At 61.3% G+C, this 13,145-nt stretch carries 11 protein-coding genes and 1 tRNA gene; 9 read left to right on the top strand and 3 right to left on the bottom strand.

Annotated features, from left to right (window positions below; all coding sequences use genetic code 11):
* The 7 genes from LLH00_06700 to LLH00_06670 form a co-directional block, all read left to right on the top strand.
* Positions 1–328, top strand: a 328-nt coding sequence (locus tag LLH00_06700; protein MCE5270958.1) for a DUF512 domain-containing protein, incomplete at its 5' end; no start/stop codon positions are given.
* A 98-nt stretch (positions 329–426) separates the two neighbouring features.
* A complete protein-coding gene (locus LLH00_06695; protein ID MCE5270957.1) occupies positions 427–882 on the top strand; it encodes an SPOR domain-containing protein in 456 nt (151 codons plus the stop codon).
* A gap of 109 nt (positions 883–991) precedes the next feature.
* Positions 992–2,338, top strand: a complete 1,347-nt coding sequence (der, locus tag LLH00_06690) for a ribosome biogenesis GTPase Der (protein ID MCE5270956.1) — start codon at positions 992–994, stop codon at positions 2,336–2,338.
* Positions 2,335–2,994, top strand: a complete 660-nt coding sequence (gene plsY, locus LLH00_06685; protein MCE5270955.1) for a glycerol-3-phosphate 1-O-acyltransferase PlsY — start codon at positions 2,335–2,337, stop codon at positions 2,992–2,994. Before der ends, plsY begins: the two co-directional genes overlap by 4 nt.
* Complete coding sequence (locus LLH00_06680) at positions 2,991–3,995, top strand: NAD(P)-dependent glycerol-3-phosphate dehydrogenase (GenBank protein MCE5270954.1); 1,005 nt, start codon at positions 2,991–2,993, stop codon at positions 3,993–3,995. The genes plsY and LLH00_06680 overlap by 4 nt, the downstream gene beginning before the upstream one ends.
* A 49-nt stretch (positions 3,996–4,044) precedes the next feature.
* A complete protein-coding gene (locus LLH00_06675) occupies positions 4,045–4,404 on the top strand; it encodes a MerR family transcriptional regulator (protein MCE5270953.1) in 360 nt (119 codons plus the stop codon).
* A gap of 91 nt (positions 4,405–4,495) precedes the next feature.
* A tRNA-Pro gene (locus LLH00_06670) sits at positions 4,496–4,572 on the top strand.
* A gap of 122 nt (positions 4,573–4,694) precedes the next feature.
* Here the strand turns inward: LLH00_06670 and LLH00_06665 are convergent.
* The gene (locus LLH00_06665) at positions 4,695–6,884 is read right to left on the bottom strand and encodes a tetratricopeptide repeat protein (protein ID MCE5270952.1); all 2,190 of its coding nucleotides are present in this window, start codon (positions 6,882–6,884) and stop codon (positions 4,695–4,697) included.
* A gap of 446 nt (positions 6,885–7,330) precedes the next feature.
* On the opposite strand from LLH00_06665, the gene LLH00_06660 reads away from it, so the two are divergent.
* Together LLH00_06660 and LLH00_06655 are read left to right on the top strand one after the other, a co-directional pair.
* The gene (locus tag LLH00_06660; GenBank protein ID MCE5270951.1) at positions 7,331–8,011 is read left to right on the top strand and encodes a glycosyltransferase family 2 protein; all 681 of its coding nucleotides are present in this window, start codon (positions 7,331–7,333) and stop codon (positions 8,009–8,011) included.
* Positions 8,012–8,138: 127 nt separating this feature from the next.
* Positions 8,139–10,244, top strand: a complete 2,106-nt coding sequence (locus tag LLH00_06655) for a hypothetical protein (GenBank protein MCE5270950.1) — start codon at positions 8,139–8,141, stop codon at positions 10,242–10,244.
* 84 nt (positions 10,245–10,328) lie between these two features.
* Here LLH00_06655 and LLH00_06650 read toward each other — a convergent pair whose 3' ends face one another.
* The gene (locus tag LLH00_06650) at positions 10,329–12,215 is read right to left on the bottom strand and encodes a hypothetical protein (protein ID MCE5270949.1); all 1,887 of its coding nucleotides are present in this window, start codon (positions 12,213–12,215) and stop codon (positions 10,329–10,331) included.
* Between the two features lie 209 nt (positions 12,216–12,424).
* Complete coding sequence (locus LLH00_06645; GenBank protein MCE5270948.1) at positions 12,425–13,102, bottom strand: glycerophosphodiester phosphodiesterase; 678 nt, start codon at positions 13,100–13,102, stop codon at positions 12,425–12,427.
* Positions 13,103–13,145: the final 43 nt, after the last annotated feature.

The raw sequence follows: 13,145 nt of genomic DNA, 5'->3' as shown, positions 1-13,145 counted from the left end.
CGGGACCGATTTCGCGCCGATAATAGAGAAACGGGTAATCCCGCGCCTGGAGCGGCGTTTCGGGCCGCGTTTCAGCCTGGCCCGGGCGACTAACAGCCTGCTGGGCGACCGCGTGACCGTGGCCGGGCTTCTGCCCGGACGGGACATCCTGGCTGCGGCGAAAGCGGCCGGCCTTGCCGATATCTGGCTCGTGCCGGGCGAGGCGGTGAACGATGGAGGATATTTTCTGGATGACATGACTCTGGAGGAGCTTTCCAGCCAACTCGCCCCGGCGCGGGTGGTCGCCGAGCGGGAACTGGGTCAGGCCCTTCTGGAGTTGGCTTTGTGACAGAATCAGGCGTGTCGAACCGGCACCGGCTGACAGGACGTGGTTTTCGGAAAGTGGACTGAATCGGAAATCAATGCACTTCAACCACGGAGAGTACGATGAAAAAGTACTGGATGCTGATCGGCCTTACGGCGATGCTGATGACAGCCTGTGGCCCGAAGGAGCCGCCGATGAGCGCGACTCCGCCGCAGGCCCAGCCGGCAGCCGCGGCCCCGGACACCACGCAGCAGGCGGCCCAGCCCGCCGACACGGCCCAGGCCGCCGCCCCGGCCGCTCAGCCGGTCAAGGTGAAGAAAGCCGTTTCACGCACCGGCATGCCCGCCGGGCCGTACACGATCCAGGTGGCGGCCTGGGAGACCCGCGAGTCGGCCGAGAAGCTGGCCGCTTTCTACAGCCGCAACGGGTTCGAGGCCCGGGTGGAGAACGCCGATCTGAACAACGGACGCTGGTACCGGGTCCGGGTGGGCAACTACCCCAGCTATGCCGAGGCCGAGACAGCGGCTGCGGAAATCCGCGAAAAGTACAAGAGCGATGTCTGGTTGGTGAAACTCTGATCCAGGCTTGACAGTGTTGTCCTCCGTGGAGTCGGTGTTCGGCACGGAGCAACCCATCCGGGTGCTGCGGTTGAATGCGACGCCCTCAGGAGAAGGACAGGAAAACGAATTGAAGTCATTGCCGCTGGTGGCCGTGGTGGGACGGCCGAATGTGGGTAAATCCACCCTTTTCAACCGTCTGGTCGGCCGACGGGTGGCCATTGTGGACAGCACACCCGGTGTGACCCGCGACCGTCTTTACGCCCCGGTCGAGTGGGCCGGTGAGGCCTTCGAACTGGTCGACACGGCCGGAATCCTGGCCGAGGTGCTGGGCGAGTTCGAGGTGGAGGTGCGCCACCAGGTGGACGCCGCCATCGAGCAGGCGGATGTCCTGCTGTTCGTGGTGGATGGCCGTGAGGGCCCCACCGCACAGGAGGATGACCTGGTGGAGATGTTCCGCCGCACCGGCAAGCCGGTGGTCCTGGCGGTGAACAAGATCGACGGCGGCGCGCGCGCTCTCCCGGCGGAATTCCACCGCTGGGGGTTCGAGCGCGCCGTGGCCATTTCGGCCATGGAGGGGACGCGTATCGGCGACCTTCTGGACCTGATGGTGTCGGCCCTTCCGCCCAGCGAGGCCCGTCCCGCCCCGCTGCCCGAGGACGCCGTGCTGGTGGCGGTGATCGGCCAGCCAAACGTTGGCAAGAGTTCGCTGGTCAACCGTCTGTGCGGCGAGAACCGAATGCTGGTGAGTGACATCCCCGGCACGACCCGTGACCCGGTGGACACACCGCTGATATACAACGGGCGTACGCTGGTGCTGATCGACACGGCGGGGCTGAGACGCAAGATGAAAACCAGCGTGGGCCTGGATTACTACACCCTGCTGCGCACCGTGCACTCGATCGAGCGCTGCGACGTGACGATCCTTCTGCTGGACAGCCGCGAGCCCCCCAACCGTCAGGACCTGCGCATCGCCAACATGGCCGTGGACAACGGCAAGGGGCTGATCCTGGCCCTGAACAAATGGGACTTGGTCGAGAACAAGGAAACGAACCTTCCGGCGAAGATCGAGTCCGGATTGAAAGCCGACAACCCGAACCTGGAGTTCGCGCCGATGGTGTTCATCTCGGCGCTCACGGGCCAGCGGGTGAGCCGCCTCCTCGACCTGGCGCTCGAGGTGAGCCAGGAGCGGGCGCGGAGCATCGCCACGGCGCGGCTGAACGAGGCGCTGCGCGAGGCGGTGGCCCGCAGCCATCCCCCCTCGGTGAGCGGCAAGCACATCCGGCTGCTCTACTGCACCCAGGTGCAGACCTGTCCCCCGGTGATCGCCGTATATTCCAACGAGCCGGACTTGGTGCCCGAGCATTACAAGCGCTATCTCACGCGCCGTCTGCGCGAGAGCTTCCCGTTAACCGGCTCGCCTCTGCGGCTGGATTTCCGCAAGAGCGCGCGCAAGCCCAGAGAGACTGAATCTTGAGCGTCGTCCTTGTCCTGAGTCTGCTGGCAGCGACTGTGGCCGCCTATTTTCTGGGGGCAGTGCCCACGAGCTACCTGACCGGCCGTCTGCTGCGCGGCATCGACCTGCGCGCCCACGGCAGCGGCAACCTGGGCGCGACCAACGTGTTCCGCACCCTGGGAGTGGCCCCGGCTGTGTTCGTGCTGGCCTTGGACATTTTCAAGGGTTTCAGCGCGGCGCACTGGCTGCCCCTGATCGCCCCGCTGCTGTGCGCCAGCCACCGGGTGGCCCTCGGCATGACCCTGGGGTTTGCGGCCATCGCCGGGCATGTCTACAGCCCGTTTGTCGGTTTCCGCGGCGGCAAGGGCGTGGCCGCGGCAGCCGGAGTGTTCCTGGCCCTGGCGCCCAAGGCCCTGGCGGTCTGCGTGGTGGTCTGGGCTCTGCTGATGCTGCTTACCCGGATCGTCTCGGTGGCCTCGATTGCGGCGGCCCTGGCCCTGCCCGTGGCGATCGTGCTGACCACCGAGGCCGGAACCGGCGAGAGTTGGCTTCTGCGCGGCTTCGGGATCCTGATCTGCCTGGCGGTAATAATCACACACCGCTCCAACATCGGGCGGTTGGTCCGTGGAGAGGAAAAACGCCTGAGCCGCGGCGGCCAGGGGAGGGAGAAACAGTGAGGATCGCTGTGGTGGGCGCCGGGAGCTGGGGCACGACCCTGGCCAACCATCTGGCGCTCAAGGGTGAGAGCGTGTGTCTCTGGGCCTTCGAGCCCGAGGTGGTGCGCTCGATCCGGGAAAATCACGTAAACGAGATGTATCTGGCCGGGGTCGGCCTGGAGCCGTCCCTGGAGTGCGACAACGACCTCGAGGCTGTGATCGCGCCGGCCGAGCTGGTGCTGATGGTCTGCCCAAGCCACGTGACCCGCGCCATGCTGGAGCGGATGCGCCCCGTGCTTCGGCCGGGCGTGGTGCTGGTCAACGCCAGCAAGGGCATCGAGAACGGCAGCCTGTTGCGAATGAGCCAGATCGAGGCCCAGGTGCTGGGCGAGGCCGGGCTTGAGTTCAGCCACGCCACGCTCTCGGGCCCGAGCTTTGCCGCCGAGGTGGCGCGCCGGCGCCCCACGGTGATCACCGCCGCCTCGACCGAGGAGGCCACGGCCACGCTGGTGCAGGCGCTGTTCTCCAGTGACTACCTGCGCGTGTACAAGCATGACGACGTGATCGGAGTGGAACTGGGCGGCGCGCTCAAGAACGTGATCGCCCTGGCCACGGGGATGATCGAGGGCGCGGGATTGGGGATGAACACCCGGGCGGCGCTTATCACCCGCGGCCTGGTCGAGATCACCCGTCTGGGAGTGGCGCTGGGGGCCAAGTCTTCAACTTTCGCCGGCGTCTCCGGCCTGGGCGACCTGGTGCTCACCTGCACCGGCGACCTCAGCCGTAACCGCAGCGTGGGCCTCCGGATCGGCCGGGGCGAGACCCTGGAGGCGATCACCGCGGGCAGCCGTACTGTGGCCGAGGGCATCCGCACCACCGAGAGCGCCTGGCAGCTCGCCCGCAGCCGGCAGGTGGAGATGCCGATCACGCAGCAGATTTACAGTATCCTGTTCCAGGGCCGCTCGGTGGGCGAGGCGGTCTGCGGCCTGATGGGCCGCGAGCTGAGAAAAGAATCCGAATGAAGGCTGTGTCACGGCGGGCAACCCTCAAGCCCCTCTGCATGGAGCCAGTATGAATTCCAGTGTATTTCCGGACAAGGAATATTATTCGATCAGCGAGGTCTGCGACATTACAGGCCTCAAAAGCCATGTGCTGCGGTACTGGGAGACGCAGTTCAAGTTCCTGAGCCCGTCCAAGAACCGGGCCGGCAACCGTGCCTACCGCAAGAGCGAGATCCAGGTGATCCAGCTGATCAAGCACCTGCTGTACACCGAGAAATACACGATCGACGGGGCGCGACGCAAGCTGAACCAGCTCAAGCACATGGGCAAGGCGGCCGAGGAGGCGCTGCCCCGCGAGGAGAAAAACCGGGCCACCCTGGCCTCAATCCGCAGGGAACTGCTTGAGTTGCAGGAGGTTTTGCGGAAGTAACTTTTCCCTTGCCTGAGCCGGAAATCAAAATATATTTAATAGCTCGCCTGGCACGGCCGGGAAGGTGCTGTAAAATGGAAAGAGTACAATTCGGGGCGTAGCGCAGTCCGGTAGCGCACTGGCATGGGGGGCCAGTGGTCGCTGGTTCGAATCCAGTCGCCCCGACCATTATAGAACAAGGGCTTGCGTGAATTCGCAGGCCCTTGTTTTTGCTATGTTTGTACCTGCCTTGATCGCTACGAAGCCCCTCGCGCCGGGTTGTGGAAACGGCGTCAGGCCGGAGACATGCCTCAAGGGTCAGTATCGGTTGGGGCCTCGCCGCGCAGTAGCGGTTCCACAAGCCTCCGCTGGATGAATTCCCGCTGGTCCGGGTTGAGTTCCTGGGCCTTACGGTACATCTCCAAGGCTTTATCGCGCTGCTCGGGGCTTGCGGAATAGGCCATGCCCAGGCCCAGAATGGTGCTATGATCATTCGGACGGAGGGCAGCGGCTTTGTTGAACCACGCGATGGCTTCCCTGTTGTCGTTGGCTTTCAGACACACAAGTCCGATATTGTACAGTGAGTTGAAATCCGTGCTGTCCTGACTGAGCGCGGCCAGAAGGTATCGTCTGGCCGATTCCAGGTTGCCCCGGATGCCTTCCAGGACTCCTATCCCACACAGCCCGGCGCCATTTTGCGGGCTGAGTCTGAGCAACCGCCTGTAATACTGTTCCGCCTGGTCGTGTTGATCTGTCTGCAATTTGAGATCCCCGAGCTTTTCGAGGGCGAACTGGTTGTCCGGGTCGATCTCCAGCATTCGAGTCAACAGGGAGTCGATAGTTTTCTCTCTATTCAGATGGTGCAGACAGTTCAATCCGGCCTTGATATCAAGCATGTCATTTTGCGAGAGCTGCTTTTTCAGCTTGAAATCGGAAATGAATTTTTCGAGCATCGAGTTCGGTTTCAAGCCTGTCGCCTGGATCGATTCGAGTATGCAGATGGCTGTCGAGTCGATCAGGGTGAGCTGCTGCGGGTAGTTGTAAGGTAAGAACCGGAAGAGATGGCTTTGCATGATGCTGTCCACGCTCCCGTGACGCAGGTTGGCTACAAACAGCATCTTTTCCTTCGGGTTGTTGATGTCGGAGTCGATGTTGACGTCTTTCTGGGCACGGTCCGAAAGGTAATAGGCGATGATCTCACACTCCGGTGGCATCGCGACGACGTCGGACTTGTCGTTCATCAGCGGGTCCATATAGGCGGCAACCTCCCGCGCTTCGGGATAATGCTCGTCCTGACGGCCGAGAGAAGGCTGTTTCAGCAGAAAGATGGACCCGGTGACCGCCCAGGCCACGGCGAGAATCAGGTCGAGCGGAATGCCCCGTGGCAGCTTGACCCTCTGGGTGATCCACCCGCCGATTGATTGCATCCCGGACGCGCTGAACAGAAGGAAAAACACCAGGCCGGACGAAAGGGCCCTGACCGGTGGAATCACTCTCTGGTAAATAATCAGCAACAGTGTGGTCAGGACGAGCGACAGGGCCAGCAACGGAGCGCGCCGCAGACCGAGAATGAATGCTACACCCAGCAGTATCTGCATCGGCAGTGGCAGGACTTCGACGAAATATTCTATCACCGATTTCGCAAATTCCGGGAGCTGTGAGAGCACCTGCGGCATGGGCTGCGGGGTGACATACTTGTTGGCGATCAGGGCTTTCAGACCTGAATCGAGCATCAATGGAGTGTAGCACAAAGCGGTCCCGGCCAGAATGCAGCCCCCTGCCGCAGCCAGGCGGAGCAATACGGTCTTCCTCCCGCCTTTCAGGGCCGGATTCACGTCCCACAGTAACCACGCCGACAGCGCCGCGACAGAGAACAGCATAACCGGCACCGTGAACAGACCCGCCACCGAACCGAGTACGAACAGGGTCCAGTCTTTCGTCGAACCGCCTTTGCCACGAATATTCACCGCGGCCCAGAAGACAACCGCGGTAAAGAGGCAGACCAGCATGTAGCCTCTCGCGTTGACCGAATAGGCGGCCAGCCCGGACGAGGTGGCGGACAGGGCGAGGGCCCAGTAGCCTGAGCCCGGCCCGAAAGCTTTGTTGCCGAGCACGAACATCACCGGCAGCAGAAGTATTCCCGCCAGGAATACCGGCAACCTTATCGCCCATTCCCACGGATCGAAAGCCAGAATCGAGGCTTTTACGAGGATAGTGTGCAGGATGTGGTTGTTGGGCAGCGGGTAGTAGCCGATCAGCTTGGTGAACGGAAGCCTCGCAAACCGGATGAAAGTGAAAGCCTCGTCGTATTTGATTGTCTGGTTTATGAATTCAAGCCGGATCAGTATCCCGATCAGGATCAGGACCGCTGCGACGGCAATTCCTTTCAGGCTCAGCCGGCCGAATGCGATTCGGCTGCTCCCGATAAAATCGGAAACGAATTGAAAAGGATGGGTTCTCTTTTTCACCGCCGGAATTCTGCGTTTAGCTTTTTTGCCCATTGTCGGTCGACCCGCCCTTGTCTGAAACGATATAAGACATTGACACGCAAAACTTGCCTCTACATCTTTCATCATGCGATATCGAACGCTTCGAGAATCAAGGATAACATGTCGAATAGTGTATAATTACTTGCTGTTGTGGTCAAGTGAATCATTCCATGAATACTGCCATTGGTGTAGATTGTCCATTAAGCGGCAGGTATGAATGCATATACTGCGCTGATTGGCGAACACTGGGACTGGTAAATCCGATTGTCGGCCTGATCTGACAATCCAATCGTTGATCCGGGTGCTTGGTTCCTCGCTCTTCCCGGCGATTCCGGATGTCCTTGCCGGTGCGGGGAGTCGCGGCGCTGAAAGCAGACTCTGATATTCGATGCACCGCCGGCATGCCGGCGGCAATCCGCTTTGTGCCACCGTATCCGTTGGAAATCGGGAGAGCGGCAATGAAATTATCAGTGATCATGCCAGTCTATAACGAAATCGGAACGATTGAAGAAATCATTGCCCGTGTGCTGGCGGTGGACCTGGACAAAGAACTCCTTGTCGTGGATGACGGGTCGACGGATGGAACGTCCGAGTTTTTACTTAAGCTGGACGATCCGCGGGTCAGGGTGTTTTCGTTGCCGCACAACCGTGGCAAGGGCGCCGCCGTGCGCCGCGGCATCCAGGAGGCGCGGGGGGATGTGGTGGTCATCCAGGACGCCGACCTGGAATACGATCCGGGGGAGTACCACCACCTGATCGCGCCCATCCTCGACGGGCGGGCGGATGTGGTGTTCGGCACGCGTTTCCGCGGCAGCACGGTGCGGGTGCACATGTACTGGCACGCGGTGGGGAACCGTCTGCTCACCACTGTCTCCAATATCTTCACAAACCTCAACCTTACGGACATCGAGGTCTGCTACAAGATGTTCCGGATCGAAATCCTCAAAAGCCTTACTTTGCGCTCCAACGGTTTCAGTTTCGAGCCGGAGGTCACAGCCAAGGTGGCCCGGAAACGCTGCCGGATTTACGAGGTCCCCATTTCCTATTCCGGACGCGACTACAGGGAAGGCAAGAAAATCGGCTGGAAAGACGCGATAACCGCATTGCTGGCCATAGTCTATTTCAGGTTCAGGGATTGATCTCCCGTGTACCCAGCGCCTCTGTCGGCGGCCGCGGCCGCTGCGCGGTTGCCCGGGGGTAAAGTTAATAATACGTGAGAAAGCCAAAAACAGTTGACATGACAAATGATTTTCAATATGATGGGTTGTGCAGAACAAAATAAAACAAATAGTTGTCGCCGCCGTTACGCTGGTTCTGTTTCTCCTGACGGCCTCCCGGCTGACAGCAGCCGAGGCGATTTTCTACGGCCGCATCAGCGACCCGGATGGGTACTCGAACGTCCGCGAGCGGGCGGACGGAGATTCGAAAGTTATCGGCCGGATCGCCGAGGGGGAGACGTTCCTGTTCGAGCCGAGCGCCCTCTTCGCCTGGTGGAAAGTCTATTTCCAGGACATGCTGGACCTGCGCCTGCGGGGTTTTATCCACAAGAGCCGGATTGTCCAGGCGAAGGGCACCTACAGCCGGATTGGCGACGGATACGTGGCCAACCCGCAGAGCGTGCTCAAAGAGATCGGGAGCGACCTTTATCCCTCCAGTGCCGAGCTGTACGAAATGTCCGGCGGGCGGCTGATCAGCAGCGACGGCCTTATCTACGATCCCTCGCGCGACAGGTGGGATAGAATCGTCTCTCCCCACCCGAAGAATATCCCCAACACTTTCTGCGCAAACGGGGACCGGATAGTCGCCTGGAGATGGAGGGGCGAAATCTATGTCTCGGCTGACACGGGTCAGACCTGGCGAAAGACTTCCGATGATGGCAGGGTTTCCATCTATCCGTACAAGGAGGGGTTTCTTTGCCTAAAATACGATCCGAGAATACCCTTGAAAGAAAGGGAAGTCGGATGCAGCGGTGATCTGGGCGCCACCTGGAACACAATGCCCTTGCCGGGGCAGGCGGGGCTGCTGAAAGTCTGCCCGGACGGTACGGTCTATTTTGGCCTGAGCAGTTACCTGCAAGACAACGGCTGCCACGGGGTGAGTGTGAGCCGCGACCTGGGCCAGAGCTGGATCGAGATCGCTCCGGAAGTGCTGGGCGACAGAGCGGTCCTGACGGTTGACTCGTACGGCGGGAAATACTATGCGGGCACGGGGGAGGAACTGTTCGTGGTCGACGGGCAGGGGCGCCTGTGCGGCCAGTACAGCCGCCGGACGACCTCTCCGTTCCCCATGTACATCAACGATCTCGCCCTGGCCGGCGGCCGGCTTTACCTGTTCGACTGCACCAGTATCTTTATCGCCGACCCGGCGCTGACCCACCTCGACACCTACACCATCCACCCCTCCATCCATGACTGGAACAAGCCTCTCCTCCGACGGTCCTGGCCTGACAAGTGCGCCGCGGGCTGTGTGATAGGCCCCGAGGGTGAAATCTATGTCTCCCGGAAAGAGGGGGTGTTTCTCAGCCGCGATGAGGGAATCTCATTCAAGCAGACCGGGATCAGCAACCGACGGCTGCCCGCCAATGCCCTCTGTCAGTTCCAGGTCGGGGACACGCTCCTTGTCGGCACCGGGATGGGTCTGGCGATCAGCCGTGACAGAGGGCGCGATTTCCGCACTGTCACCCCGCAGCAGGGGTTGACTGAGTTGAATGTCTGCGCTGTGTACGGTGACGGCAGGGGTTTTATCGTGGCGGCGGGGAGGGAGTATTTCGCCTATAGCGCCGACGGCGGGCAGAGTTTCATCGCGGTGGCCGCGCCCGGTCTGTCCACGGGCGGCGGCGACTGTATCAACCTGTTGGGCCGCGGCCCCCACGCGATGCTGTTCAGCCAGGGCCTGCCCCTGCACGTGCTGACACACTCCGGCGACGAGGTGCTGCTGCGCAGGACAAAGGAGACTCCGGATTTCTCGCTGGCCGGGGACATCGACAGTTCGGGGAAACTGATAGTCTATTACCGGTATGTCAACCAGAAACGGCTCTTCCAGCTCAGCCGGGAGGGGCTGGAGGGGCCCTGGGAGGACATCGCCGGCTATGAAACCCGTCCCAACCCGAAAAACCCGGTCCATATCAGCTCCGAAAGGGCGATATACATTGCCTGCCGCGATATCAACGCGCCGAAAAACCCGCCCTATCTGGACAGGCTGATCTGCAGCTACGACCAGGGCCGCTCCTGGCTGGTAAAGGATTTCTCGGAGTACGGGATCAACATGTTCGGTTTCGACCCGGACGGGACACTGACCATGCGGATGAAGAACGACGAGTACGCCAGCGGCGATTTCGGCAACAGTTGGCAGCGGGTCAGGGAATTCAACTGAAGACGGGATGGAGGCAATCGCTCACCCGGCAGAGTGAACAGCAAGGGCCTGCGTCACTACGCAGGCCCTTTGTTCTTTGGAGTCTCAGGCCTGTTTCGTGGATTTGCGGTACCGTCCCAGGTAAATCATGCCCTGCCCCAGAAGGAACATGATCGCCGCCTCACCCAGAAAGGCCAGGCCGGCCCCGAGAGTGGTCCAGTAGCCCAGCACCCGGCTGATCAGCATCAGGACCAGGGCTGCCGCTCCGATGCCCATACTGATCCGGCCGATCACGACATAGGAGCTCAGCCCTGTCTCCTCATCCCCGATCCCCTCGGCCACCGGGTCGATCGGCGTCCTGAGCTTCTCGAAGAAAGAGTCCAGGCGGTGGTTGTATTCCTCGCTCTGGTGCGCGTTCAGCCAGGGCATGGCCAGAAGGAACACCCCCAGCGGAACGAGCATCAGCGAGTATGCGGTCACACCCCAATGATAGTCCAGGAACAGGTCCACTCCGGCCAGGACAGCGGCCACCGAGACCCAGGCCGCCACGGCCCGCCACAGCGTGGTGAGCAGTCCCGGCACCAGGAACAGGAACAGGCAGAGCGGGAACAGGATAGTGACCAGCTCTTTCAGGCTCCAGTCCATATGGAACACGTAGACCCCGACCAGCCCCACGCTCACGCCCACGCTCATCACCAGCATCGCGATCCAGCTCGGAGTGCGCCTGTAGAGCAGGCCGATCATCAGCGGGACATTGGCCGGCACCACGATCAGCCCGCTGACCAGGATCATGATCTCGAACACTCCCATATCCTTGATCGATGCGTAGAACGAGGCGACCAGGATCACAACCAGGCCGACGAACAGGGTGCTGAGCCGTCCGATAAGCATCTGGGCCCGGGGGCTGGCGTTGCGCTGGAACACCCGCTGGTAGACATCCCGGCTGAGGATCGCGGCCAGGTAATTGTAGCTGGAGTCGATCGAGGTGACCGAGGCGGCGAAGATCGCGGCGATCAGCAGACCCACCAGGCCGGTGGGCAGCACGGCCATGGCGATGGCGACATAGCTGGCCTCCTCGGGACGCGAGAAATTGAGCGCCGCGGCGGCGGACTCCACATCCAGCCCGGTCGCCCGGGCGATCATCGGCGGCAGGCACCAGAGGATCGCCCCGGCGATGAACAGGATGCCCGACAGGAGGGCCACTTTTTTGGCCGCTTTTTCATCCCGCACAGCAAAATAGCGCTGGGCGTTGCTGCCGGTGTTGTTGCCGAAAATCGAATTCAGAAAGTATGCCACCAGGTAGAACCAGGAATTGTTTCCCTGCCAGCCGTTGATCTGGAAATAATGCAGCTCGTTTGCCCGGACCATAAAGGTGTGGAAATCGCCCATATGGATCAGACTGAGCACGAACACCACGCTGATTGTCCCCAGCAGCAGCAGGGACTGGATCGTATCGTTGACACAGACCGCCCAGAACCCGCCGATGACCGTGTAGACCAGCACCGCCACCCCGGTGATGATGATCATCAGCTGAAGGTTGGTTTTCATGGCATAGGCGAGGATCATGCTGATCGAGTAGAGGAAGATGCCGCAGTAGATGATCGAGATGGGGATCGTGGTCCAGCTCAGGAACTGATGGGTGGACAGGCCGTAGCGGGTCTCCAGGAATTCCATGGCGCTGGTGATCCGGGTGCGCCGCCAGACCCCGGCCAGCCAGAACGCGCCGACAAAGAAAGACAGGCCGCCCAGGGCGTACATCAGCACCCCGGTGAAACCGTAATCGTACGAGAACCCGGCCCCTCCGGTGAATGTCCAGGCGCTGAAACTGGCCATGAAACAGCTCGCCCCGGAGATCCACCAGGGCATCTTGTTCCCGCCCTTGAAATACTCATCCTCGTCCTTGTTCAGCTTGTTGAACAGGAAGCTCATGCTGATCATCAGCACCAGATACCCGATTATCACCGCGATATCGAGATAGGAAATGGCTTTCATCTGCGAGCCCGCCTTCGGGAGATGTGGATGGGAGAAGCCGCCCGGTTGGTCAGGGAAAAGGAGAGAATGCGCCAGGGCGATGGCAGAGAAAATAAGGGGTGGTCAGTCGGAGGGCAAGACAGTGTCTTGATCTTGTCGGAGCGGATCAAAGATTTGATTGCATACCTTTTCGGGCGCGGAGAAAGTCACCTTCGCCCGGTTTCATCGAATCACAGCCGGTCCGGGTAGTCGCCGATGATGCCATCCACGCCCAAGGCCTTGAGGCGCGCGATTTCCTCCGGCTCGTCCACTGTCCAGACCAGGACCCGGAAACCCTGCTTATGGCATCGTTTCACCAGCCCGGCCGTTATCACGCCTTTGTTCAGGTTCACCGACCAGGCCCCGAGCGCGTGCGCTACCGCCAGATAATCCTCCGGCAGCTTGTCCCCATAGAGCGGCGCCCGGCGTATCTCCGGCGCGATCACTTTGATCTGCTCAAGTTGATCCAGGTCGAAGGAGCTGACCACGAACCTGTCAACCGGCACGGCGTGTCCCAGCACCTCCAGACGGATGAGCGCCGCCGCCGGCCCGGCCGTGCCGGGGCCTTTGAGTTCCACGTTCACGTTGCACCTGCCCCGGACCAGGGCAAACACCTCGGCCAGGGTCGGGATTTTTTGCCCTCCGCCGGCATCCAGGGCCGCCATCTGGGCTACAGTCAGCGCGCCCACGGCTCCCGAGCCGCCGGTGGTGCGGTCCACGGTCTCATCGTGGATCACAACGAGCTGGCTGTCGGCGCTCAGGTGGACATCCAGCTCCACCATGTCGGCGCCCTGCTCCACGGCCGCGGCAAAGGCTGCCAGGGTGTTCTCGGGATAGGCCCCCGAGGCCCCGCGGTGCGCTATTTTCAAACAGCCGCTTTCCAATGCCGACTCCCGGCTGCAGTTGAGAAAA

It is taken from the genome of bacterium, from assembly GCA_021372515.1.
Taxonomy (GTDB): domain Bacteria; phylum Gemmatimonadota; class Glassbacteria; order GWA2-58-10; family GWA2-58-10; genus JAJFUG01.
The sequence above is the reverse complement of the archived record's forward strand: the minus strand, read 5'-3'. Positions and strand labels throughout refer to the sequence as shown.

Coding starts and splice junctions, on each gene's coding strand:
- LLH00_06660 (MCE5270951.1), top strand. CDS start 7,331: ATGAAATTATCAGTGATCATGCCAGTCTATAACGAAATCGGAACGATT.
- LLH00_06665 (MCE5270952.1), bottom strand. CDS start 6,884: ATGGGCAAAAAAGCTAAACGCAGAATTCCGGCGGTGAAAAAGAGAACC.
- LLH00_06695 (MCE5270957.1), top strand. CDS start 427: ATGAAAAAGTACTGGATGCTGATCGGCCTTACGGCGATGCTGATGACA.
- LLH00_06650 (MCE5270949.1), bottom strand. CDS start 12,215: ATGAAAGCCATTTCCTATCTCGATATCGCGGTGATAATCGGGTATCTG.
- LLH00_06675 (MCE5270953.1), top strand. CDS start 4,045: ATGAATTCCAGTGTATTTCCGGACAAGGAATATTATTCGATCAGCGAG.